Annotated in this window: 21 protein-coding genes and 2 tRNA genes; 9 read left to right on the forward strand and 14 right to left on the reverse strand. The window is 66.0% G+C overall.

Going from position 1 to position 21,248, the window contains the following annotated elements; translation table 11 throughout:
* From QE494_RS00900 to atzF, 3 genes are all read right to left on the reverse strand, one after another.
* On the reverse strand, positions 1-603 hold a 603-nt coding region (locus QE494_RS00900), incomplete at its 3' end, for an amidase family protein (protein WP_300040548.1).
* On the reverse strand, positions 600-827 hold the full coding sequence (locus QE494_RS00905; protein ID WP_300040550.1) for a DUF4089 domain-containing protein: 228 nt from the start codon (positions 825-827) through the stop codon (positions 600-602). The genes QE494_RS00905 and QE494_RS00900, both read right to left, overlap by 4 nt.
* Before the next feature lie 25 nt (positions 828-852).
* Positions 853-2,538 (reverse strand): allophanate hydrolase, encoded by a 1,686-nt coding sequence (gene atzF, locus QE494_RS00910; RefSeq protein WP_300040589.1) that lies wholly within the window; start codon positions 2,536-2,538, stop codon positions 853-855.
* A gap of 462 nt (positions 2,539-3,000) precedes the next feature.
* Here atzF and QE494_RS00915 point away from each other — a divergent pair, with 462 nt between their 5' ends.
* The gene (locus tag QE494_RS00915) at positions 3,001-3,969 is read left to right on the forward strand and encodes a plastocyanin/azurin family copper-binding protein (RefSeq protein WP_300040552.1); all 969 of its coding nucleotides are present in this window, start codon (positions 3,001-3,003) and stop codon (positions 3,967-3,969) included.
* Between the two features lie 90 nt (positions 3,970-4,059).
* On the opposite strand, the gene QE494_RS00920 is transcribed toward QE494_RS00915, so the two are convergent.
* The 4 genes from QE494_RS00920 to QE494_RS00935 all read right to left on the reverse strand — a co-directional run bounded on the left by QE494_RS00920 (position 4,060) and on the right by QE494_RS00935 (position 7,806).
* On the reverse strand, positions 4,060-4,275 hold the full coding sequence (locus QE494_RS00920) for a DUF4287 domain-containing protein (protein ID WP_300040554.1): 216 nt from the start codon (positions 4,273-4,275) through the stop codon (positions 4,060-4,062).
* Positions 4,276-4,464: 189 nt separating this feature from the next.
* Positions 4,465-4,541, reverse strand: a tRNA-Val gene (locus tag QE494_RS00925).
* Between the two features lie 111 nt (positions 4,542-4,652).
* Complete coding sequence (locus QE494_RS00930) at positions 4,653-6,839, reverse strand: bifunctional (p)ppGpp synthetase/guanosine-3',5'-bis(diphosphate) 3'-pyrophosphohydrolase (RefSeq protein WP_300040556.1); 2,187 nt, start codon at positions 6,837-6,839, stop codon at positions 4,653-4,655.
* Between the two features lie 40 nt (positions 6,840-6,879).
* Complete coding sequence (locus QE494_RS00935; RefSeq protein WP_300040558.1) at positions 6,880-7,806, reverse strand: alpha/beta fold hydrolase; 927 nt, start codon at positions 7,804-7,806, stop codon at positions 6,880-6,882.
* A 173-nt stretch (positions 7,807-7,979) separates the two neighbouring features.
* On the opposite strand from QE494_RS00935, the gene QE494_RS00940 reads away from it, so the two are divergent.
* The 3 genes from QE494_RS00940 to QE494_RS00950 all read left to right on the forward strand — a co-directional run bounded on the left by QE494_RS00940 (position 7,980) and on the right by QE494_RS00950 (position 11,212).
* Positions 7,980-8,762 (forward strand): 3-hydroxybutyrate dehydrogenase, encoded by a 783-nt coding sequence (locus QE494_RS00940; protein WP_300040561.1) that lies wholly within the window; start codon positions 7,980-7,982, stop codon positions 8,760-8,762.
* Between the two features lie 115 nt (positions 8,763-8,877).
* Positions 8,878-9,609, forward strand: a complete 732-nt coding sequence (gene ompR / locus QE494_RS00945; RefSeq protein WP_300040563.1) for a two-component system response regulator OmpR — start codon at positions 8,878-8,880, stop codon at positions 9,607-9,609.
* Positions 9,610-9,646: 37 nt separating this feature from the next.
* Positions 9,647-11,212 (forward strand): ATP-binding protein, encoded by a 1,566-nt coding sequence (locus QE494_RS00950; protein ID WP_300040565.1) that lies wholly within the window; start codon positions 9,647-9,649, stop codon positions 11,210-11,212.
* On the opposite strand, the gene QE494_RS00955 is transcribed toward QE494_RS00950, so the two are convergent.
* From QE494_RS00955 to surE, 3 genes are read right to left on the reverse strand one after another with little or no spacing between them, the layout of a single operon-like run.
* Entirely contained in the window at positions 11,142-12,194 is a 1,053-nt protein-coding gene (locus tag QE494_RS00955) for a peptidoglycan DD-metalloendopeptidase family protein (protein WP_300040567.1), read from the reverse strand. The genes QE494_RS00950 and QE494_RS00955 overlap by 71 nt on opposite strands.
* Positions 12,195-12,210: 16 nt before the next feature.
* Entirely contained in the window at positions 12,211-13,137 is a 927-nt protein-coding gene (gene pcm / locus QE494_RS00960) for a protein-L-isoaspartate O-methyltransferase (RefSeq protein WP_300040569.1), read from the reverse strand.
* The gene (gene surE, locus QE494_RS00965) at positions 13,134-13,892 is read right to left on the reverse strand and encodes a 5'/3'-nucleotidase SurE (protein WP_300040571.1); all 759 of its coding nucleotides are present in this window, start codon (positions 13,890-13,892) and stop codon (positions 13,134-13,136) included. Before surE ends, pcm begins: the two co-directional genes overlap by 4 nt.
* 119 nt (positions 13,893-14,011) lie before the next feature.
* Between surE and QE494_RS00970 the strand changes: the two genes are divergently transcribed.
* From QE494_RS00970 to QE494_RS00990, 5 genes are all read left to right on the forward strand, one after another.
* On the forward strand, positions 14,012-14,998 hold the full coding sequence (locus tag QE494_RS00970) for an NADPH:quinone oxidoreductase family protein (protein ID WP_300040573.1): 987 nt from the start codon (positions 14,012-14,014) through the stop codon (positions 14,996-14,998).
* Positions 14,999-15,043: 45 nt separating this feature from the next.
* Positions 15,044-15,119 (forward strand) — tRNA-His (locus tag QE494_RS00975).
* Positions 15,120-15,265: 146 nt separating this feature from the next.
* The gene (locus QE494_RS00980; protein ID WP_300040575.1) at positions 15,266-16,630 is read left to right on the forward strand and encodes an MmgE/PrpD family protein; all 1,365 of its coding nucleotides are present in this window, start codon (positions 15,266-15,268) and stop codon (positions 16,628-16,630) included.
* Positions 16,631-16,743: 113 nt separating this feature from the next.
* Positions 16,744-17,172 (forward strand): DUF4258 domain-containing protein, encoded by a 429-nt coding sequence (locus tag QE494_RS00985; RefSeq protein ID WP_300040577.1) that lies wholly within the window; start codon positions 16,744-16,746, stop codon positions 17,170-17,172.
* Positions 17,172-17,657, forward strand: coding sequence for a hypothetical protein (locus tag QE494_RS00990; protein WP_300040579.1), 486 nt, complete (start codon positions 17,172-17,174; stop codon positions 17,655-17,657). Before QE494_RS00985 ends, QE494_RS00990 begins: the two co-directional genes overlap by 1 nt.
* 54 nt (positions 17,658-17,711) lie before the next feature.
* On the opposite strand, the gene QE494_RS00995 is transcribed toward QE494_RS00990, so the two are convergent.
* The 4 genes from QE494_RS00995 to QE494_RS01010 all read right to left on the reverse strand — a co-directional run bounded on the left by QE494_RS00995 (position 17,712) and on the right by QE494_RS01010 (position 21,170).
* Positions 17,712-18,008 (reverse strand): helix-turn-helix domain-containing protein, encoded by a 297-nt coding sequence (locus QE494_RS00995; protein WP_300040581.1) that lies wholly within the window; start codon positions 18,006-18,008, stop codon positions 17,712-17,714.
* Complete coding sequence (locus QE494_RS01000) at positions 18,005-18,328, reverse strand: type II toxin-antitoxin system RelE/ParE family toxin (RefSeq protein WP_300040583.1); 324 nt, start codon at positions 18,326-18,328, stop codon at positions 18,005-18,007. Before QE494_RS01000 ends, QE494_RS00995 begins: the two co-directional genes overlap by 4 nt.
* A gap of 360 nt (positions 18,329-18,688) precedes the next feature.
* Positions 18,689-20,629, reverse strand: coding sequence for a SurA N-terminal domain-containing protein (locus tag QE494_RS01005; protein ID WP_300040585.1), 1,941 nt, complete (start codon positions 20,627-20,629; stop codon positions 18,689-18,691).
* Between the two features lie 82 nt (positions 20,630-20,711).
* Positions 20,712-21,170: a flagellar FliJ family protein gene (locus QE494_RS01010; protein ID WP_300040587.1), complete on the reverse strand. Its 459-nt coding sequence runs from the start codon at positions 21,168-21,170 to the stop codon at positions 20,712-20,714.
* Positions 21,171-21,248 lie beyond the last annotated feature (78 nt).

Here is a 21,248-nt window from a genome sequence, read left to right on the forward strand (position 1 = left end):
GTGAACAAAGGGGTAGGTGCCGCGGCGCGACAAGCGCCCGAAGGTGGGCTTGAGCCCCCAAACGCCGCACAGCGATGCGGGCACCCGGATCGACCCGTTGGTGTCGGACCCCAGCGTTAGCGGCACTTGGCCGGCCGCCACTGCAGCCGCCGACCCACCCGAAGAACCACCGGCCAGGAAGCCCAAACGGTGCGGGTTGTGGGTCGGGCCCTCATGCGTGTTCTCGGTGGTGAATCCGTAGGCGTATTCGTCCATATTGGTGGCCCCCACCAACACGGCACCTGCGTCCCGCAAGCGCTGCACCAACACGGCATCGGCCGTGGCAGCGGCATGGTCACGATTGATCTTGGAGCCCGCCAGCGTCACCACCCCCTCGATGTCAAAGAGGTTTTTGACGGCAAACGGCATGCCCGCCAGAGGCCCCAGCGCCTCACCGCGCGCGCGGCGGGCGTCCACAGACTCGGCCTCACGCCTGGCACGATCGCGGGTCACGTGGGTAAACGCATTGATTCGGCTGTCGGTCTGGTCGATGCGTGCCAGCGCCTCCTCGAGCCGCGAACACGCCGACTGACCGCGGCCAGCCCAGGAACTGGCGCGCGTCATGACTGCCCCTCCCCTGTCGCCGGGTCAACGCTGGGAAAAGGCGCCGGGCAAAACACCTCGGCCGGCTCCAGTTCCGGGCCCATTGCAACCGCGTCCAGCAGACCCGCGAAGCTGCCAGAAAGCCGCAGATAGCCTGCCACTCGCTGCGCCCGCGCCGCGTCCATGGGAATGCCAAGCGCGTCGGCGCTGGCATTCGCGTAGGCAAGAAGCTGCGGGTCGGTCATGGGCGTCTTTGGCGAGGGTGTGGCTTCAGGCTGCGGACGTGACTGAGGCTGCGGACGCTGTGGCAATGGCCTGCATGTAGGCGCGCCAACCGCCCAGGTGGGTGATGTCCCGTGCGCCCCGCAGCGCCTCGCTCTCGCAGACAAAGCACTGCACTTGTGCGCCGTCCGACAGGCGTACCGTGCCGATTCCTAGCGGCGCGGGGATCAAGGCGACGAAGGATCCGTACTGCGCGGTCGGCATCTCCCAGACCTCCAACGCAATGGGAGCGCCTGTTCCCTCAGGAACGCGCACCAGCCCCGGCTTGGGCGGAACCGTGCCGGGCAAGGCATACAGCCGGTAGTCGGCTGCGGTCCGTGTGTGGCGCACGAGGCGCGCGCCACGCTCGGTGAGTTGCCAGTTCAGCGGCATCCCCGAGAGGTGCGCGCCGACTACTGCCACCTGCATGCGCGGCTCGAGCGGGTCGACGGGAACAGGGACCAACGCCTCGGCTGCGGGCAGCGCCTGACCCGTGGCCCCCAAAGTGAGGCCCGAGGTCTGGTGATAGCGCTGGCCGAGTTCTGCCAAGGCCCAGTCGCTGCCGCAGGCACCAATCAGCGTGACACCGAAAGGCAGGCCATCGGGCCGGATGCTGCTGGGAACCGACAGCGCCGCATAGTCGAGCAAGTTGACGAAGTTGGTGTATGCGCCGAGGTTGCGATTGAGCACCACAGGGTCAGCCTGCATCTGCGCAATCGTGTAGTGCGTCGGTGCCGTGGGCACAAGCATGCAGTCGATGCGCTCCCACAAAGGGGCTACTTCTTGCGCGATCAGGCGCAAGGTGCGCTGGGCGTCAAAGACATCGGCGGCGCTGTACTTTTGCCCCTGGGCAATGATGCCGCGCACTGGCTCCATCACCGAATCGGCGTGATCGTCAAAGAACGAGCGGATTGCCGCATAGCGCTCAGCGACCAGCGCGCTTTCGTACAGCAGTGCGGCGGCGCGCGCAAAGGGCTGGTAGTCAAAGGCAAGGGCCGTACCGCCCAGGGACTCCATGCGCCGAACTGCAGCCCCAAACTCCGCCTCAGCCAGCGCGTCACCGCAAAAATCAGGTGCGCTCGGCACCCCGAAACGAAACGCTTTGCCGAACGGTGCAGTGCGCAGGGGCAGCGTGCGGGAATAAGCATCCTGCGGGTCTGGCGCCAGGGCTGTGGCCAGCACGCGCAGCGCCATCGGAACGGTGCGAGCGAAGATGGACACCACGTCCACACTCTGGGCCGCCGGCAGCACGCCCCGCGTGCTGATCAAGCCGCGCGAAGGCTTAAGCCCCACGATATTGTTCAGGCCGGCCGGCACTCGCCCGGAGCCCGCGGTGTCGGTGCCGAGCGCGAAGTCAACCTGGCCGGTAGCCACCGCATAGGCCGAACCGGCGCTGGATCCGCCACTCACATACCTGGCGTCAAATGAATTGGGAACGGCACCGTACGCGCTGCGGGTGCCATTCAATCCGCACGCGAACTGGTCGAGGTTGGTCTTGCCGCGCAAGGATGCACCAGCACGGAGCAGACGCTCCACCACCACCGCCGTCGTTGTGGGCGTGTGCGCGAAGTCCGGGCAGGCCGCCGTGGTGGGCAAGCCAGCGACGTCGATGTTGTCCTTCACGGCGAATGACAGCCCCGCCAGCGCCTGATCGCCTTGTTCGTCCGAAGCCTGGCCCACCGGGGATGGGGTCAGCCGGCAAATCCAGGCAGCGTCGGGGCTCCCCAACACAGGGCCATCAGGAGCGACTGAACCAGTAACTTGCACCACTTTGAAGCATCCAATCTTGTGTACAAGACGGAACGCAAAAGCTGTGCCAAGCAGACCAGAGTGCGCGTCAAGAGCCCCTGCCCATCAATTTGGGACGCGGGCCGCTACCGTAATGGGGACAGTGATGGCCACCGTACCAGTCCCCCCCTGATGGCCACCGGTCCGGCAGGCGCATGGCGGCCGTGGCGCACTTCGACCCTCAGCCCTCAAGGGGCAAGAAATCGACAAGAATGCCCCCCGCCTGCCCCCATTGAGAATCGCGGTCGCCAAGCTCTGCGAGCCCTTGATAGAGATTGCCAGCCGCCGCATTCACCACGCTGGGGCAGTCAGTGCAGGCAAGATCGTCTTGGCATGACCTGAGGCCTATTTCACCCACTGGAGCACCCCTTGCGCGACTCATTTCAGCACCAACACGCAGCCATGCTGCTGAAGTACAGCGGCATCAGCTTCATTTCGGGCGCGGTCAATCACGGTTTTTTCAGTGGCGAACGATCGTTGTGGACCGCCGTCGCCGGGATCTTGCTGTTTGTGGCCGGCGCGCTCATGCTGCACCGCCTTGAGGACGACACGGTGCCACGCGAGGGACTTTGGAAAACCTTGCTGCTTGGCGCCCTGTTGTCGGTGGGCTTGGGATTTTTTACCGGCGGTTTGCAACATTTCCCCGACTCGCCCGCGCGCAGCGCCTGGGTGGTGCCACTGGGTTATGCCATCTCCGTGCCTGCATTGGCCCTGAGCACTTCTGGCACTTGGCGCCCCTCCAGCACCCTTTACTCCCTGGTGGCAGGTGTGCTCATTACCATCGGAAGTTACGCCACATGGCAATGGCTCGAGCACAACCCCCAATTCCTGGGCGGTCACGCACACGGCGCCCTGGAGGGGGCCTCAACCGAGGGCCACGGTGCGGGAGCAGCTTCAGCTGGCATGACCGCCATGAAGGTCGACCGCAGCATCGACATCCGAATGAGCGATGACATGCGCTTCAGCCCGAATCAGATTGAAGTGAAGGCCGGCGAAACCCTCAAGCTACGGGTCTACAACGACGGCAAGTTGCCCCACGAGCTGGTGCTGGGCACCGACGAAGAAATACGCCAACACGCCGAAGACATGAAAAAAGGCGCAGCGCACGGCTCACACGGACATGGCAGAGGCGCCGCGATCGAGGTCGCGCCTGGGCAAAGCGGCGAGCTGGTGGTGCAGTTCGCGCAGGCTGCCACCCTGCAGATGGCGTGTCTCATTCCTGGTCACTATGAAGGTGGCATGCGCGGCAAAATTCAAGTGACCGCGGGGGCCAGCGCCTCTTCGGGCCAAGGCAAATCGTCGCCATCGGTTCATGACCACAGCAGTCATAAGCACTGAGTGGTCGCGGGTTCAGCGTCGCTCTACACCGAGAGACGGCGCATTACGCGTCATCGGCCCCCAGATCCCTGCCCCCTAGCGCCCGGCGGATCACGCCGGCTTGGCCGCCAAACAATACGCCACGACGGCATTGGCGTGCCCATGCCCAAGACCGTGCTCGGTCTTGAGCCATTGGACAATTTCCATGTGCTTCATGCCTTTTTGCTTCTGGACCAGGGCTATCCAGTGCGTAATGGGCTGTCCGTATTTTTTCTCGATGGACGGAAAGTACGAAGCGGGGCCCATTACTTTTTTGACTTCACTCATGGCTTTGCCCTCCTTGGAGCCTGTGGGGGTTGATACCTTTTCTTGAATCGTCCGTGATGACGGCCCCACTTAAAGACTGCGAGACCAAAGGGAGCCGCGCGACTCTGCGAGCCGAATTCAGTCATTTCCAAGTGCCATAAAAAAAAGCACTTTGCATTTTGTGCAAAGTGCTTTTTTCTTTACCGTGTTTGGTAGGCGCGATTGGACTCGAACCAACGACCCCCACCATGTCAAGGTGGTGCTCTAACCAGCTGAGCTACGCGCCTGGGTCTCGTTGAGAGCCGAGATTGTAGCAGTCTTCCAAGCCCCTCCCGGCCAGGTGCAGGCCCAGGTCGCTCAAGCCGCGGCCCGTCTCTTCGGGTCAGGGTCGGGCGCGCTCACCGCCTCCGCGCGCTGCGCACGCCCGTCACCTCGCGCACCAGCGACAGCACCTTGCCCAGGCGGCTGGCGTCGGCGACCTCGATGGTGAAGGTCATGAAGGCGGTGCCCTTGACCGACTGGGTCTGCACCCCCACCACGTTCATCTTTTCCTTGGCGAAGACATCAGAGATGTCGCGCAGCAGGCCCTGGCGGTCGGCCGCTTCGACCGACACGTCGACCGGGTAAATCGCCGCCTCTGGGCCAGCCTGAGCACGGCCCCACTCCACCTGGATCACCCGCTCGCCCTGGCGCGCGGCCATCTGGCGGAAGTTGCTGCAGTCCGCGCGGTGGATGCTCACGCCCTTGCCCCGGGTGACGAAGCCACTGATCGCGTCTGGCGGCGCCGGCTTGCAGCAGCGCGCCAACTGGGTCATGAGCGAGTCGATGCCCACCACCAGCACGCCGCCCTTGGGCGAGGCGCCCCCAGCGGCGGCGCGCGACTTTTTGAGCAGCACTTCGTCCACGTCGGGCGGCGCCTCGGCCGGGCGCAGCAGGGTCTCTATGGTGCGCAGGGAAAACTCGTCCTTGCCGACCACTGCGAACAGGTCGTCTGCGGCCTTGAAGCCCAGTTGATCGGCCAGGTCTTCGAGCTTGAACGCGGTGCGCCCCTCCCGCTGGAGGAGCTTTTCCACCGCCTCGCGGCCACGGGCTACCGTCTCGTGGCGCGCCTGCTCATTGAACCAGGCACGCACCTTGGACTTGGCCCGGGGGCTGGCCAAAAAGCCCAGCTCCGGGTTGAGCCAGTCGCGCGAGGGCCCGCCCTCCTTGGCGGTGACAACCTCCACCGTCTGCCCATTCTTCAGGGGCGTGCTGAGCGTGACCAAGGCGCCATCGACCCGGGCACCGCGGCAGCGGTGGCCCAGGTTGGTGTGCACCGAGTAGGCAAAGTCCACAGCGGTCGACCCCTGCGTGAGCTCGACGACCGTGGCCTGTGGCGTGAGCACATAAATGCGGTCGGCGAACAAGCTGGTGCCGGCGCCCGCAATATCGCGCTCCCACGCCAGCAGCTGGCGCAGCACCGCGATCTTGGCGTCGTAGGCGCTGCTGGCCGCAATGCCTGCATAGCCCTTGGTACCAGCCTCCTTGTAGGCCCAGTGGGCCGCCACGCCGTGCTCGGCATGCTCGTGCATGGCCTGGGTGCGGATCTGGATCTCGATCGGCCGACCGGCCTTGTCACGCACCACCGTGTGCAGTGACTGATAGCCGTTGGGCTTGGGCCGGGCGATGTAGTCGTCAAACTCGCCCTCCACCGGCTCGAAGCGCTGGTGCACCCAGGCCAGGGCCGCATAGCACTCGCGCGGCTCGCGCACGATGACGCGCAAGGCCCGCACGTCAAACACGCGGTCGAAGTCCAGCGACTTGCCACGCATCTTCTTGACGATGCTGAAGATGTGCTTGGGCCGCCCAGCCACCTGGACTTGCAAACCTTGCGCCCGCAGCTCGGCCTCGACCTCGCGACGCAGCTGCGCCATGTAGGTCTCGCGCTCAACCCGCTTTTCGTCGAGAAGGCGAGCCACCTGCTTGTAGGTGTCGGGTTCGAGGGCGCGAAACGCCAGGTCCTCCAGCTCCCACTTCACCTGCCAGATCCCCAGGCGGTTGGCCAGAGGCGAAAAGACTTCTAGCGACTCGCGCGCCACCTGCTCGGACACCTGGCGCTTTTGCGCGGCGAACCAGCGCAGGGTCTGCAGGCGAGAGGCCAGGCGCAGCATCACCACCCGCAGGTCGCGTGAGAACGCCAGCAGCATCTTGCGTACGTTCTCGGCCTGGTCGGCGGCGCTGCCGCTGGCGGCCTGGCGCTGCACGGCCACCAGTTGGTTGGTCTGCACCGCCAGGTCGGCGTAGCTCTCGCCAAATCCGCGGGCGATGGCCTCCTGAGGCCGGGCCAGCATCGGGCAGGCGTAGACGAGGTAGCTGGCCGCCTGCATCGCCTCCGAGCCGCCCATGCGGGCGAGGATCGCGGCCACAGCGTCGGCATGGGCCAGCATGTTCTCGCCGGTGTCCAGCGTCTCGTGGGCGATCAGCGGCTCGGCAAACGCGCGGGCCCGCGACAGGGCGTCGGCCTGCTGGGGCAGGCTCTGCTCGGCGGCGGCCACGACGCCGGCCAGGGTCGGGTCCTGGGGGGGGCCATCCTCATGCGTTTTCATGAGCGGCCTGTCACCTTGAACGGCCTGTCATTGCGGCCTGTCATGACGCCGCGAGCAGGAAGTCGACCACTGGCACCACCTGCTCGGCCACCACCAAGGTGGGTGCATGGCCCACGCCAGCAAACTCGATCATGCGGGCGCGCGGTCCACGCTCGGTCATGGCCTCTGCGGTGGCCGTCGACAGCAGGTCGGACTCAGCGCCGCGCAGGAGCAGCGTGGGCGCGGTGATGCGCTCGTACAAAGCCCAGAGCACCTGCGCCGCCTCGCGCAGGGACTGCTCGGTGGCCTGGCGCAGCGGCAGCGCGATCGCCGGGTCATAGTGAAGGGTGAAGCCGCCCCCTTGCTCGGTCGGCAGAGCGCGGAGCTGGGGCCGGGTGAGCGCCAGCCACTGCTCCGGCGTGTGCGGGCCAAAGCTGGCCGAGACCGCCCACAAGGCGAGGGCCGCCTCTTCCTCACTGGCGAAACGCACCTGCCCGCCGATGTAGCCCTGAATGCGCTGGATCGCGGCCCATTCGGTGACCGGCCCCAGGTCGTTGAGGACAAAGCGGTGCAGGGGCGCGGGCAAGGGCAGATCAGGGGTGCCGAACAGGCCCAGCCCAATCAGCCCCCCCATGCTGGTGCCCACCCAGCTCAGACGGGCGATGGGCGCCTGCTGCTGCAGGGCCTGCAGCAAGACGATCATGTCGCCCACGTAGGTCGGGGGCACATAGTGCTGCGGATCGGCCAGCCACTGGCTGCGGCCACGCCCGGCGATGTCGGGGCAAACCACCCGGACCGGGCGCCCACGGTCGACGCCAGCGTCGACCAGGGCCTGTGCCAGCACGTCGAAGTCGCGGCCCTGCCGGCCCAGCCCGTGCACACAGACGATGAGGTCCGGGGCGGCGGGGTCGCCCCACTGCCACCAAGCCATTCGGTGCGGACCGGCCGGGCCTTCGCAGAGGATGTCGCGCAGCTGAGGTTCAGACATGAAAGGGCGTGGGAAAATGGCGGAGCTCGCCGGGTCAGTTTTTGGGAGTGGCCGCGAGGCGCTTCGGGCGCGTCAGGTGCTGCAGACGCAGGCCTACGCGCTCACTCAAAGGCGCTGATTCACCGGCGCTCACCCCCTTCGTTTTTGGCATCGTACTGGATAGGAGCCTTCTCATGCTCAAAGCAAAAACCGCCCTGGTGACCGGATCCACCAGCGGCATTGGCCTTGGCATTGCCAAGGCATTGGCCCGGCAGGGCGCCCATATCGTCCTGAACGGCTTTGGCGATGCCACCGGCCCGCAGGCAGAGGTCGAGGCGATCGCCGCGGCGCATGGCGCCAGGGTGGCCTTTCACGGCGCCGACATGAGCCGGCCCGCCGAGATCGAGGCCATGATGAAGTTCGCCGCCGAGCGCTTCGGGCAGGTGGACATTCTGGTGAATAACGCCGGCATCCAGCATGTGGCACCGGTGCAGGACTTTCCCCCTGAGCGCTGGGACGCGGTGATCGCCATCAACCTCTCGAGCGCCTTTCACACCAGCCGCCTGGCGCTGCCGGCCATGCGCGCAGCCAACTGGGGTCGCATCATCAACGTGGCCTCGGTGCATGGCCTGGTGGCATCGGCCGAGAAGGTGGCCTATGTGGCGTCCAAGCACGCGATCGTCGGGCTCACCAAGGTGATCGCTCTCGAAAACGCCACCACCGGTGTGACCTGCAATGCCATCTGCCCGGGCTGGGTGCTCACGCCCCTGGTCCAGAAGCAGGTCGACGCCAAGGCCGCCGCCAACGGCTGGAGCAACGAGGAGGCCACCCGCCAACTGCTCGGCGAGAAAGAGCCCTCCATGCAGTTCACCACCCCCGAGGAGCTGGGGGAACTGGCGGTGTTCTTCTGCTCGCCCGCGGCAGGCAATGTGCGCGGCGTGGCCTGGAACATGGACGGCGGCTGGGCAGCCCAGTAAGCCATCCAAAGACGAGTCGAAAAGAATGTAAGGAGAGGTGAAAGAGAAGTCCTAAGCTCGTATTGCTTGCAGCATCTGGCTAAGAATCGGCGTTGTTACAACTCCGGTGGAAGCCATGAGCACTGCCCACTCTCACACCGACAAGATCCTGGTTGTCGATGACGACGCCCGCATCCGCGACCTGTTGCGCCGCTACCTGAGCCAAGAGGGCTTCGAGGTCATCCTCGCCGAGGACGGCAAGGCCCTCAACCGGCTCATGCTGCGCGAGTCGGCCGACCTGATCGTGCTCGATCTCATGATGCCCGGCGAGGATGGCCTGTCCATCTGCCGCAGGCTGCGTGCGGCCAACGACCGCACCCCCATCATCATGCTCACCGCCAAGGGCGAGGACGTCGACCGCATCGTCGGCCTGGAGGTGGGCGCAGACGACTACCTGGGCAAGCCCTTCAACCCGCGCGAGTTGCTCGCCCGGGTTCATGCGGTGCTGCGCCGGCGACCTGCGCTGGAGGCACCGGGGGCGCCTTCGTCCGAGAACGAGATGGTGCAGTTCGGGCCTTTCTCCTTTGACCTGGGCGCGCGCACCCTGCGCAAGAACGGCGGCGAATTGCCGCTGACCACGGGCGAGTTCGCGATGCTCAAGGCCCTGGTCCGTCACCCACGCCAGCCGCTTTCGCGCGAAAAGCTGGCCCACCTGGCGCGCGGGCGCGAGTTCGAGCCCTTCGACCGCAGCCTCGATGTGCAGGTCTCGCGCCTGCGCAAGTTGGTCGAGTCCGATCCGGCCACGCCGCGCTTCATCCAGACCGTCTGGGGTGTGGGCTACGTCTTCGTACCAGACGGTGCGGGCTGACCCGCCCGGGGCCAGCGCCACTGCGCGCACCACGCCCATGGACTCTCGCCTTTCCAGCGACACGCCGGCGCCCCGGCTGGGCCTGTCGCTGTTTTGGCGCACCTTCTTCCTGCTGGCGCTGCTGCTGGTCGGCTCGATCATTGCGTGGCTACAGACCTTCCGCTCGCTGGAATACGAGCCACGCGCTGCGCAGACGGCGCAGCAGATCGCCTCGCTGGTCAACTTCAGCCGCACCGCCTTGCGCCACACCGATCCGATCGCCCGGGTGCTCCTGCTCAAGACACTCGACGACGAGGAAGGGGTACAGATTCGTCCGCGCGAGCCGGGCGACCGCTACACGCCGCTGCGTGCCGGGCTGATGGACAGCAGCATTGCCGAGCGGCTGATCGAACAACTGGGCCCGGGCACCCTCATGGCCGCCAGCGTCAACGGCGAGGGGGGCCTCTGGGTAGGCTTTCGCATCCAAGAAGACACCTATTGGCTGCGCCTCAACCAGGAGCGCTTCTCCCATGTGGGCGGCCGCACTTGGCTGATCTGGCTGGTCACCGCCGCCGGTCTGTCACTCGCCGGCGCAGCGCTGATTGCGCGCCTGATCAACCGGCCGCTCAAGGAGCTGTCCTTCGCCGCCAGCCGCGTGCGCGATGGCGACTTCGACGCCAGCCGGCTCGACGAGGATGCGGTGACCAGCGAGATCCGGGAGGTCAACATCGGCTTCAACAGGATGGCCGCCCAGCTCGCCAAGATCGACCAGGACCGGGCAGTGATGCTGGCGGGCATCTCGCACGACCTGCGCACGCCGCTCGCACGGCTGCGGCTGGAGACCGAATTGAGCGTGGCCGACGCCGACGCCCGCCAGATGATGGCCGCCGACATCGACCAGCTCGACGCCATCATCGACAAGTTCCTCGACTACGCCCGCCCCTACCCCAGCGCGCTGCGGCCCGTGCGGCTGGCCGCGATCCTGAGCGCATGCGTCGCAGCGGTGCGCGAGCAGCACGACCTGATGGTGTCGCTCGATATACCGCCAGCGCTGGAGGTGCAGGCCGACGAGGTGGACCTCATGCGGGTGCTGGCCAATCTGCTGGAGAACGCCCGCCGCTATGGGCGCAGCCCCGGGACGGGCCTGGCACGGGTGGAGATTTCCGCGCGGGCCCGCGCCGACTGGGTGATGGTCAAGGTGCGTGACCATGGCCCGGGCGTGACCGCCGAGGCCCTGCCCAACCTGATGAAGCCCTTCTTCCGCGGCGATGCGGCACGCACCGAGGCAACCGGGGCCGGGCTGGGCCTCGCCATCGTCAACAAGACAGTGCAGCGCATGGGCGGCGTGTTCGCCCTGTCCAATGCCCCCGGCGGCGGATTGGCGGCTCATCTTCGACTGCAGCGGGTGGGGCCGCAGCTGGTGGCGCCTCACGGAGCGGGTGCGGCGGGTGCGGCCGGCGGGGTGAGTTCCACTGATGCGGCGGACAAGCCGGTTGCAACGGCAGAGACCGCCAGGCGCCCAGCGCCCATGACGCCTGCCGAGCCTCCCGCGCTCAGCGGGGAGGCAGCAGCTTCGCGGGATCGACCGGCTTGCCCTGCCGACGAATCTCGAAATGCAGCTTGACGCGGTCGGCGTCGGTCGAACCCATCTCGGCAATGCGCTGGCCCTTGCGCACCGCCTGGTCTTCCTTGACCAGCAGGGTCTGGTTATGGGCGTAGGCGGTGAGGTAGGTGTTGTTGTGCTTGAGGATGACCAGGTTGCCATAGCCGCGCAAGCCAGCACCGGCGTACACCACCCGGCCGTCGGCAGCCGCCAGCACCGGATCGCCAGCCTTGCCGCCGATGTCCAGGCCCTTGTTGCGAACCTCATCGAAGCCGGCCAAGAGGTTGCCGCCGCCGGCAATGGGCCAGGCCCAGGCGACCTCGTCCTCGGCGGGTGCAGCGATACCGCCCGCCTCTGGCGCGCGCGGCGCCTGCGCCGCGGACGCTGGCGGCAAGGGCGGCAACGCTGTCGGGCCGGACGCCGCGCCCACCGGGCCCATCGCTTGGGCCTGCAGTTGGCTGGCGGTGACCGGGGAGGTGGTCACCCCCGACGTGGACGCCGCCTGAGACGAACCCGCCGCCGCGTTGGCGGATACCGGTGTTGATGGCGCCGGAGAGCCGCCCTGCGCAGCACGGGGCACGACCGGCTCGCCCGCTGGCGGGGCGACACGGATGACCTGCCCCACCTCGATCACATTGGGGTTGTCCAGCCGGTTCCAGCGCGCCAGATCGCGCCAGTTATGGCCAGAGTCCAGGCCAATGCGCACCAGGGTGTCGCCCGGCTTGACGGTGTAATAGCCCGGCTTGCCGGCGTTCTCGGCCCCGAGCAGGGCACGGGAATCGGCGGGTGCAGCGCGGGGGGAGCTTGCCCCCGGCGCGCTCGGCAGGTTGAAGTCGGCCCGAGGCCGGCCCGACAACGCACGCTCTTCCACCGGCGCCGGCACCCGCGGCCCCGAAGCGCAGCCGGCCAATGCGGCCACCAAGAGCAGTGCTGACAAGGCGCCCAGGGGGGAGAACACAGGCTGCGCGCGCAGGGGGTGCAGGTCGGGCGGAGCGTAACGCATCGGCGGTGGGCTTCCTTCAGGCAGTGCCGGATTTTAGGGGGACGAAATGCACCGCCTCAAGAACATTGCGCACCAAGCCCGTGGGTGTGCGATCAATCACAACCAGGGCCTGCTGGCCGCCCTCCATCACGGTGGGCGCCACCAGTCGGCCGCCCTCGGCCAACTGGTCAAGCCAGGCCTGAGGCACCGCCTCGCCGCCAGCGGCGGCAATGATGCCGGCATAGGGCGCGCCCTTGGGGTAGCCCACCATGCCGTCGCCAAACAGAAGGTGGACATTGGGAATGCGCAGCGGCCGCAGGTTCTCGCGCGCCTTGTCATGCAAGCCCCGCAGGCGCTCAATGCTGTAGACCTCGCGCGCGACGCAGGCCAGCACAGCCGCCTGGTAGCCGCATCCGGTGCCGATCTCGAGCACCCGGCCCAACTGCGGCAAAGACGTCGGCAAGGCCTGGCCTGCTGTGACACCGATGCGACGCCCTGGCGCGGCCAGCAGCAGTTCGATCATGCGCGCCACCACATTGGGTTTGGAGATCGTCTGGCCCAGGCCGATCGGCAGGCTGGTGTCCTCGTAGGCCTGAATCACGAGAGCGCTGTCGACAAAGCGGTGGCGCTCCACCCGGCCCATAGCGGCCAGCACCTGGGGGTCGGCCACGCCCTGAGCGGCGAGCTTGCGGACCATGCCTGCGCGCACTGCGGCTGAGTCGAGACCCAGGCCACTGGGGGTGGCTGGCAGCGGTTTGACGTGGCGTCCGGGGCCAGCCACCGTCACATGGGGGGAAGGTCGTCCCGGATTGGCGCCGGTCCCCGGGGCAGTGCTGAGGCCCTGCGCCTCAGACAAAGTGGGGGTGGCCGGCTTGGAGGTGACGACCTTCGGGGTGACAACCTTCGGGGTGGCGGGCTTACCCAGGTCGAGCCGGGCGGGAAAGCTGGGGCGCCGCTGGGTCATGGCTTGAAGCGACCCGCCCAATCGCCCAGCGCCGCGTGGTGGGTGAGGTCGACCTGCAAGGGCGTCACCGACACCCGGCCCATGGCGGTGGCGTGGAAGTCGGTGCCGTCGGCGCCGTCCTTGGCCGCGCCGGCGCTGCCGATCCAGTACATGGTCTCGCCCCGCGGGCTGGTCTGGGCGATCACGCCTTCGGCCGCATGGCGCCGGCCCAGGCGGCATACCTCGACGTCGCCGATGTCTTCGTACGGCCGGTTGGGAATGTTCACATTGAGCAAGAAAGGATGCGGGCGCTCGAGCCAGCCCTGGGACAGCGCCTGCTGCACCAGATCGCGCGCCACGCGCGCGGCCGACTCCAGGTGGGCCCAGCCTTTTTCTACCTGCGAGAAGGCGATGGCAGGAATGCCAAACAGATAGCCCTCCATCGCCGCACCCACGGTGCCGGAGTAGATGGTGTCGTCGCCCATGTTGGCGCCGTTGTTGATGCCGGAGACCACCAGGTCGGGCCGGTAGCCGAGCACGCCGGTCAAGGCGATGTGCACGCAGTCGGCTGGGGTGCCGTTGACGTAGCGAAAGCCATTGGCGCCCGGGTGCACATACAGAGGCTGGTTCAGCGTGAGGGCATTCGACTTGGCGCTGTTGTTGTGCTCGGGAGCGACGACCTCCACCTCGACGTGAGCCAGGCCCTGAAGCGCCTGGTGCAGGGCAACGATGCCGGGGGCTTGGTAGCCGTCGTCATTGGAAATCAGGATCTTCATGGGGCTTTCTTTGCTTGCGGTCATTGTAGGTGGCGGCCGTCGCGCGCGAGACAAGGCGGCCCAGCCTGCCTGGCCGGCGGCAACCTATGATCCCGGCATAAGACCGAGAGGAGCGCGAGATGCATGCATGGTTGTGCGAGAACCCCGTGGGCGTCGAAGCCCTCCAGTGGAAAGAACTGCCCACCCCCGAGCCCAAAGCCGGCCAGGTGCGGGTGCGCATCGAGGCGGCCAGCCTGAACTTTCCGGACCTGCTCATCGTCCAAAACAAGTACCAGATGAAGCCCCCCCTGCCCTTCGTGCCCGGCTCGGAGTACGCGGGCATTGTCGAGGCCGTGGGTGATGGCGTAGCGCACCTGAAGGTGGGCCAGCGTGTCGCCTGCCTCTCGGGCACCGGCGGCTTTGGCACCCACACCCTGGCCCCAGCGGCGCTGTGCATGCCGCTGCCCGAGGGCTTTCCAGCGGTGGACGCGGCGGCGTTCATCATGATCTACGCCACCTCCTACCACGCGCTGATGGACCGGGCCCAGTTGCAGCCAGGTGAGACGGTGCTGATTCTGGGCGCCGCCGGCGGTGTGGGCACGGCCGCGATCCAGATCGCCAAGGCGGCGGGCGCGCGGGTCATTGCAGCGGCCTCCAGCGCCGAGAAATGCGCGCTGTGCAAGAAAGTCGGCGCCGACGAGACCATTGACTACAGCGTTCACACGCCCCAAGCCGGCTTGCGCGACGCCATCAAGGCGGCTACCGGCGGCAAAGGCCCCGACGTGATCTATGACCCGGTGGGTGGCGACTTCGCCGAATCCGCCTTTCGCTCCATTGGCTGGCGTGGCCGCTACCTGGTGGTGGGCTTTGCCTCCGGCCCTATCCCCAGCCTGCCGCTGAACCTGGCACTGCTCAAGGGCGCCTCCATCGTTGGCGTGTTCTGGGGCGACTTCGCCAAGCGCGAACCCCAGGCCAGCGCGAAGATGATGCAAACCCTGGCTGGCTGGTACGCCCAGGGCAAGGTCAAACCGGTGATCGACTGCACCCTGCCCATGGCCAATCTGCACCAGGCCTGTGCCCGCATGGGCGCGCGCGGGGTGATGGGCAAGCTGGTGTTGGTGAACTGATCGGGACTTGAACGCCGCCAGCCCGCTATAATCGTGCCCTCGACGGTGGCTGTAGCTCAGTTGGTAGAGTCCCAGATTGTGATTCTGGTTGTCGTGGGTTCGAGTCCCATCAGTCACCCCATTTTTTACTTTGGAATAGTCGATTCAAAGCAATTTTTTAAGTTTTTAGGCCTAGCCCAGGTCTGATCGCTGAAAAGGCAAACACCTCAAAAAGCCCGGCATCACCGGGCTTTTTGTTGGGCGGGATCCATCACCGAAGGGGGTGCCATGACCATCGCAGGAGACCTTGCCCGATTTGCCACGCAAACGCATGACGAGGACATTCCTCACCGAGTGATCGACTACTCCGCGATGCTGGTGGCCAGCACGGTGGCGAGTGCTGCTGCTGGGTCCCGACTCGATTCATCGAGCATCATCCGCAGCCTCATGCTCGCACGTGGCGGCGCCGCCGAGTCCACAGTTTGGTTCAGCGAGGGTCAACGCTTGCCCACGGCTTGTGCGGCACGGGTGAATGCGCTGATGAGTGACTCTGCAGCCTCGGACGACAGCGACTTGCGAAACGCGGTGCACGCCGGAACATCGGCGGTCGCGGCGGCGATCGCCGTGGCCGAGAAAACGGGCGCCAGCGGAAAAGAAGTACTGCGCGCCATCGCCCTGGGATGCGAGGTGGCCTGCCGCATCAACACCGGCGTGGTTCCCGGCCTCACCTACGAGAACGGGTTCCACGGCTGCACCGTTGCCATCTATGGAGCCGTCACCTCGGCAGGCGTTTTGCTCAAGCTCGACCCTGGCCAGATGACCCATGCGCTGGCCCTTGCAGCGACTTCCATTGGCGGGCTGCTGGCTGCCGCGAATACGAGCACCGCGCGCGATCACCACGCGGGTCTGGCGGCCATGTTGGGTGTCGAGGCGGCACAGTTGGCGGGCATGGGATTCACTGCGGAAGAAACCATTTTCGAACATCCCGCCGGCTTCTTTGCGGTGTACGGCCTGGATGCGCAGGCCTCGGGTCGCATGGCCCAGGTGGTCGACAAGTTGGGCCAAGAGTGGCAAACCCTCACGCACATGGCGATCAAGCTCGTGCCCGGCGGCCACCCGCATCACGCAATCGCCGAGGCGGCGGCACAGGCGGCCCGCCTGGCCGATGTGCCGGCGAGCGAGATCAGCGCCATCATTTGCTCGAAGCCCGGCATGAAGAAGATGCCTGGGCCGCGGCATCCGGAGAACCTCATCGACATGGCGCACAGCCCGATCTATTTCGCAGCGGCGGGCACAGCCGACGGTGGACTCACCTGGGCGCATGCCACGCCTGAAAAAATATCCGATCCGCGGATCCGGAGCCTGCTGGACCTGGTGCAAGCCGGTGAGCCGCCCACGGAGAACGTGGAGCGCTACCAACAGGGCGCGACGGTCACGGTCAAAACACGCGACGGACGCAGCTTTTCAAGCACGGTGTTCGCCCCTCGGGGCTCGGCCATCAACGGCATCGAATGGACGGACATCGACGAAAAGCTTCGCGCACTCTGCCCCAGCGCAGACATTTCGCCAGCGAGCATCGAAAGCTGTGTCCGCATCGTTCGCGATTTCCGGGAGGTGAGCCACGTGCGATTGCTGGTGGAGCTTCTCGGTTAGAGGTCTTATCTCAGCGGTTCGCTGGCTGGGTTGACTGCCAGCCGCATCTTGGGGCGCGTGGCTCGTCAGCCGCGGCCGGGCATGGCGGATCCACTGGATGGATCTGAAGCTGAGTGAACGTGATTGCCGCTTGGCAATTTCGACAGGCCGGCGTGCGCCAGCGGCAAACTCCCATGAGAGCCTTACGCATCCGCCATCGGCGAAAACCCACATTTTTTATGGGTGCTAAGCTCTCATCCCACAACATGTCGAACCTGCAACTGCAGGCGCACATCCGGCGGACGGCGCAGGACAGTGCGAGGGTCGTCATCACCTCCCACGCCCTCGCTCGGATGGAGCAGAGGTCGGTGATCGATTGGGAGGTGTATGCCTGCCTAAAGATGGGGATCATGGAACGACCACCCCGGCGAGACCGATTGCGCGGAACCCTCAAGTGCACGATGGAGCACTTCGGTTCGGGCCGGAATCTGGCCGTGGCGGTGGCGCTAGACGATGCCGACCCAGATCTGGTCGTGGTGACGGTGATGACGAGAAGGACGTGATGATGAGAGATTGGCTGCACTACACCGCCTGCGGGCTGGACAATGTCTGGCTTGCCAATGGCTACAGCGTCAAGGAAACCAAGTACGGCAAGGGCATTGCGATCGATGACGTCGAGGGCTTGCACCGGTTGCTCGCAGGCCATCTGATCGACAAGCCCGGACTATTGACCGGCAAGGAATTCCGATTCCTGCGGGTTCACTTGGGCCTGACTCAGCAGGGACTTGGCAAGCTCATGGGCAATCTCACTGAAAACGCAGTGAGCCTCTGGGAGCGCAAAGACGCTGTGCCGGCCATCAACGACCACTGGTTGCGCATGCATGTGATCGCCAAACTCAAAGGCAGCACCCGAGTGGCCGATGCGATCGAACGCATCCAGACGGTAGAACGCCTGATCCACCAAAAATACGTGGTCCGTGGCGTGGACGACCGGCGACGCGTGGATTTGGTCAAAAGCTCAGAGCTTGGGCGAATGGCTGAAGCTTGAACTTGGATGCGTACGAGGAAGCGCCTTCGCGTTGGTCACGCCCCTTCAACCCCTTCAACTCCGCAGGAGGCGCAACACTGCCCTGCAGCCCACGGCCTGAGCATAGCGCTGCACCGTGCGCAGGCTCGGCGGCCGCTTGCCACCCTCAAGACGGGCGATGACGCTTTGGCTGGTGCCCATACGAGTGGCCACCTCCAACTGAGTGAGGCCGGCTCGGCTGCGCGCTGCAACAAGCTCTCGCGCCATTTCGAACTCATCCGACAGGCCATCGTATTCAGCGCGAACTACCGGGTCGCGCAAGACCCGGGCCTTCACGGCCTGCAATGACTTCATCGTCTTATCTGTCTTCATTGCGGTGACTCCAGTCGATTCAAGGCTGCCTCAATCGCGTTGCGCGGCGTGCCTTCGGTCTTTTTCACGAATACATGCAGAACCCGAAGGTGTCGGCCCTGGGCTGCGACATACACGGCCCGGGCAATGCCATCACGCCCCTGCATGCGCATCTCCCAAAGCTTGGCGCCCAACGGTCTCACATGGGGCATGCCGACCCTTTGGGGTCCAAATTCCTCCAGCAGCTCTGCGATGCGCAGACACCGCGCCTGCATATCCGCCGGCAGGGCCAATAACTCCTGCTCGGCTTTCGGATGAAAGGTCACGATCCATGGCGTCATGATAGCTTTTATGCGATATAGAGTAAAGGTGGCGTTTACCGTCATTCGCTATCGCGGATTGGACCTTGGCCGCTCGGGCCTTGAACCGAGACTCAGCTGACAACTGAGATCCGCCCTTCTCCTGAGCCAAGGCACAAGGGCAGCGAGTTGGGCCTGCGGCAGGCCTCCCTGCGGGGCGCCCATGAAAAAGCCGACCCACAGGCCGGCTATTTTTGGTGTTTGGCTGAGGTCCCGAGTTTTGCTGCGTCTCCGGGGGCCTGGCGAGAAGCGGGGATGACCGACGCCCGATCTACCTCACCACACTCCATCGCCTACTTTGGCGCCGACAAAGGAGCCAAAAAGGGCGCCAACAACAGACGCCTATTTGGACGCGACCTCGTCGCCCTTGCCCGGCGTGGGTGCCGGGACCTTGACCTGCACCTTCATCCGCTCCTTGAGCAGGTTGTAGTAGGCCAGGGCCTCGGCCTGGGTCCACCACTGGGTGTACTGCTGGGCCTCGGCCTTGGCAGCGGCGGCGTCGGGCTCGGCGCGCGCGATCACCTTGGCCACTTTGACCACTGCGTAACCCGCCTCGCCGAGGTCGGCGCCGACAAAGACGGGCGCGTCACCGGCCACGGGGGCCTTGAGCGCGGCCTCGACCACCTGGCGGGCCTGGCCGGCTGGCTGCTGGCGCGAGACGACCACGGCCGCAGGCAGGGTGGCGGATGCAGGCTGCGCCTTCCAGGCCGCAAGCTGCTCCTCGCCGGCCTTGCGGGCCTGCTCCAGACCGCGGGTCACCTGCAGACCGACGCGGACTTGATCCTTGACCTCGGCCAGCGGGCGGGTGCGGGCGCTCTGGTGCTCGTTCACGCGGCCTGAGACCATCTGGCCGGAGCCGAATTCCACCGCCTCGGTGTTGCGCTTTTTCTCCACGCTGTCGGCGGCAAACAGGGCGCCGAGGAACTTCGGGTTGACCAGCGGACTCTTGGGGTCGGCGCCCGGGGCAGGCTCACGGCGCACATTGGTGGCGGTGCGCAATTCGAGCTTGAAGCGTTCGGCCACGGCCTTGAGACCGTCGGCCTGCTCGTAGACCGCATTGCTAAAGGCGTCGGCACTCTCCGCGAACTTGCGCTGGGCCTGCTGCTGACGCAGCTGCGCCTCCAGGCCGGGCCGCATTTCCTCGAAGCTCTTGACCTTGGGCTGCTTGATGTCGGTGAGGCGAATGATGTGGAAGCCGAAGTCGGACTCCACCACGGCGCTGGTCTCACCCTTCTTCAACGCGAAGGCGGCCTCCTCGAAGGGCTTGACCATGGCGCCACGAGCAAAGAAGTCCAGGTCGCCGCCCTTGGTGGCCGAGCCCGGGTCTTGCGAGTTCTTGCGGGCCAGCTCGGCAAAGCTCTCGGGCTTGGCCTTGATCTGGGCGAGCAAGTCGTCCGCCTTCTTGCGGGCGGCGGCGCGCTGCTCGGCGGGCGCCGCCTTGTCGGCCGTGATCAGGATGTGGCTGGCACGACGTTCTTCCTTGCCGGCCATCTGGGCGCTGTTTTGCTCGTAGTAGGTCTTGAGGTCGGCCTCACTGACCGTGATGCCCTTCTTGATCGACTCGATATCGAGCACCAGGTACTCAATGTTGGCTTGCTCGGGGGCCAGGAAGCGCTTGGGGTTGGCCTGGTAGAAGGCCTCGATCTCGGCGTCGGTGGGCTGCACCTTGGCTGCGTAGGCGGCGGCGTCAAAGCGGGCGACCTGGATCTCGCGCTTTTCAAAGTAGGCGTCGAAGGCGCCGCGGGCCACTGCGTTGGCGGGCAGGCCGGTGCCGGCAACGCCGGCGAGCACCTGACGGGTGGCGATATCGGACCTCAGTTGGGCCTCGAAACCTTCGGGGGTGTAGCCCTGTTGGGCCAGGATCTGCTTGTAGCGGGCTACGTCGAGCTTACCGTCGGGGCCGCGCAGGGCAGCGACAGCCGGAATGCGTTGCAGTTCGCGGGCCAGGGCCTCGTCGCTGACCGCCAGGTGGGCCTTTTGTGCCGCAGCGGCAATGACCCGGTCACGGACCAGGCGCTCGAGGGTGGCGTAGCGCGCCTCGGGAGAATCAAAAAACTTGACGTCCAGAGTGGGCATCTGCTGGCGCAGCCGGTCGGTCTCGGCCTTGTGGGCCGTGTCCCACTCGCCCTGCCGAATGTCGTTGCCATCGACCTCGGCCACCGCCTTGTCCTTATCGGACATTTGTAGGTAGCCCTCCACGCCGAACAGCACAAAAGACGGAATGATCAGCAACAGCAGAATGAACTGCAGGACCTTGTTGTACTTGCGAACGAAATCAAACATGCGGCGCTACCGGGTGGGTCGGAGAAAGTAAGCCGGAATTATCCATGGTTTGCTCCCCCCGCCTGAGCCGGCGCCCGACCCCTCAGGCGGTGCGCCACTGAAAGCGCATGGTCGCCAGATCGTCCTGGGCTTTTTGCTCGACCCGGTCGCGCCAAACCCGCTCGCGGGCACGGGCATGGGCCTCGAGCTTCTCGGCCTTGTCCACCTCTGCCCGAGCGGCCAGGACCGCCTGGGCCTGGGCCTCTCGGTCACGCCGCGCCTGGGCGGTCGCCCGAAACGACTGGTCCAGCAGCCGCTGCAACTGGGCCATGAACTGGCGATCGTTGCGCGTGTCGGCCATCATCTGACCGCCATCAAGCGCTTCTGTCTGGCGCCGGCGGTACTCGGCCAACATGGCCTGTACCCGCTGCTCGCTAGCGAGCAGCTGGGCCTCCCGGGATTGGGCCAGGGCGAGTTGCTGCTGGGCCTGCTGGTGAGCGCGCTGCGCTTTGAGGAGCAGCAAGCTCCAGGCATCGCGTTGGCCGTCCGGTCGTGGGTTCATGTGTGTTCTCCTCGTTCTGTTTCAGGGCAACCGCTCAGGCAAGGGTGAGGGCGCGCCGCCTCAGCCACCCACGACGCC

This window comes from Ramlibacter sp. (assembly GCF_029866045.1).
In the GTDB taxonomy this organism is placed as follows: domain Bacteria; phylum Pseudomonadota; class Gammaproteobacteria; order Burkholderiales; family Burkholderiaceae_C; genus Ramlibacter.

Excerpts from the sequence above, each read along its gene's own strand:
- QE494_RS00905 (WP_300040550.1), bottom strand. The coding sequence starts at position 827 with ATGACCGACCCGCAGCTTCTTGCCTACGCGAATGCCAGCGCCGACGCG.
- QE494_RS00920 (WP_300040554.1), bottom strand. The coding sequence starts at position 4,275 with ATGAGTGAAGTCAAAAAAGTAATGGGCCCCGCTTCGTACTTTCCGTCC.
- QE494_RS00930 (WP_300040556.1), bottom strand. The coding sequence starts at position 6,839 with ATGAAAACGCATGAGGATGGCCCCCCCCAGGACCCGACCCTGGCCGGC.
- QE494_RS00935 (WP_300040558.1), bottom strand. The coding sequence starts at position 7,806 with ATGTCTGAACCTCAGCTGCGCGACATCCTCTGCGAAGGCCCGGCCGGT.
- QE494_RS00940 (WP_300040561.1), top strand. The coding sequence starts at position 7,980 with ATGCTCAAAGCAAAAACCGCCCTGGTGACCGGATCCACCAGCGGCATT.
- ompR (WP_300040563.1), top strand. The coding sequence starts at position 8,878 with ATGAGCACTGCCCACTCTCACACCGACAAGATCCTGGTTGTCGATGAC.
- QE494_RS00950 (WP_300040565.1), top strand. The coding sequence starts at position 9,647 with ATGGACTCTCGCCTTTCCAGCGACACGCCGGCGCCCCGGCTGGGCCTG.
- QE494_RS00955 (WP_300040567.1), bottom strand. The coding sequence starts at position 12,194 with ATGCGTTACGCTCCGCCCGACCTGCACCCCCTGCGCGCGCAGCCTGTG.
- pcm (WP_300040569.1), bottom strand. The coding sequence starts at position 13,137 with ATGACCCAGCGGCGCCCCAGCTTTCCCGCCCGGCTCGACCTGGGTAAG.
- surE (WP_300040571.1), bottom strand. The coding sequence starts at position 13,892 with ATGAAGATCCTGATTTCCAATGACGACGGCTACCAAGCCCCCGGCATC.
- QE494_RS00970 (WP_300040573.1), top strand. The coding sequence starts at position 14,012 with ATGCATGCATGGTTGTGCGAGAACCCCGTGGGCGTCGAAGCCCTCCAG.
- QE494_RS00980 (WP_300040575.1), top strand. The coding sequence starts at position 15,266 with ATGACCATCGCAGGAGACCTTGCCCGATTTGCCACGCAAACGCATGAC.
- QE494_RS00990 (WP_300040579.1), top strand. The coding sequence starts at position 17,172 with ATGATGAGAGATTGGCTGCACTACACCGCCTGCGGGCTGGACAATGTC.
- QE494_RS00995 (WP_300040581.1), bottom strand. The coding sequence starts at position 18,008 with ATGAAGACAGATAAGACGATGAAGTCATTGCAGGCCGTGAAGGCCCGG.
- QE494_RS01000 (WP_300040583.1), bottom strand. The coding sequence starts at position 18,328 with ATGACGCCATGGATCGTGACCTTTCATCCGAAAGCCGAGCAGGAGTTA.
- QE494_RS01005 (WP_300040585.1), bottom strand. The coding sequence starts at position 20,629 with ATGTTTGATTTCGTTCGCAAGTACAACAAGGTCCTGCAGTTCATTCTG.
- QE494_RS01010 (WP_300040587.1), bottom strand. The coding sequence starts at position 21,170 with ATGAACCCACGACCGGACGGCCAACGCGATGCCTGGAGCTTGCTGCTC.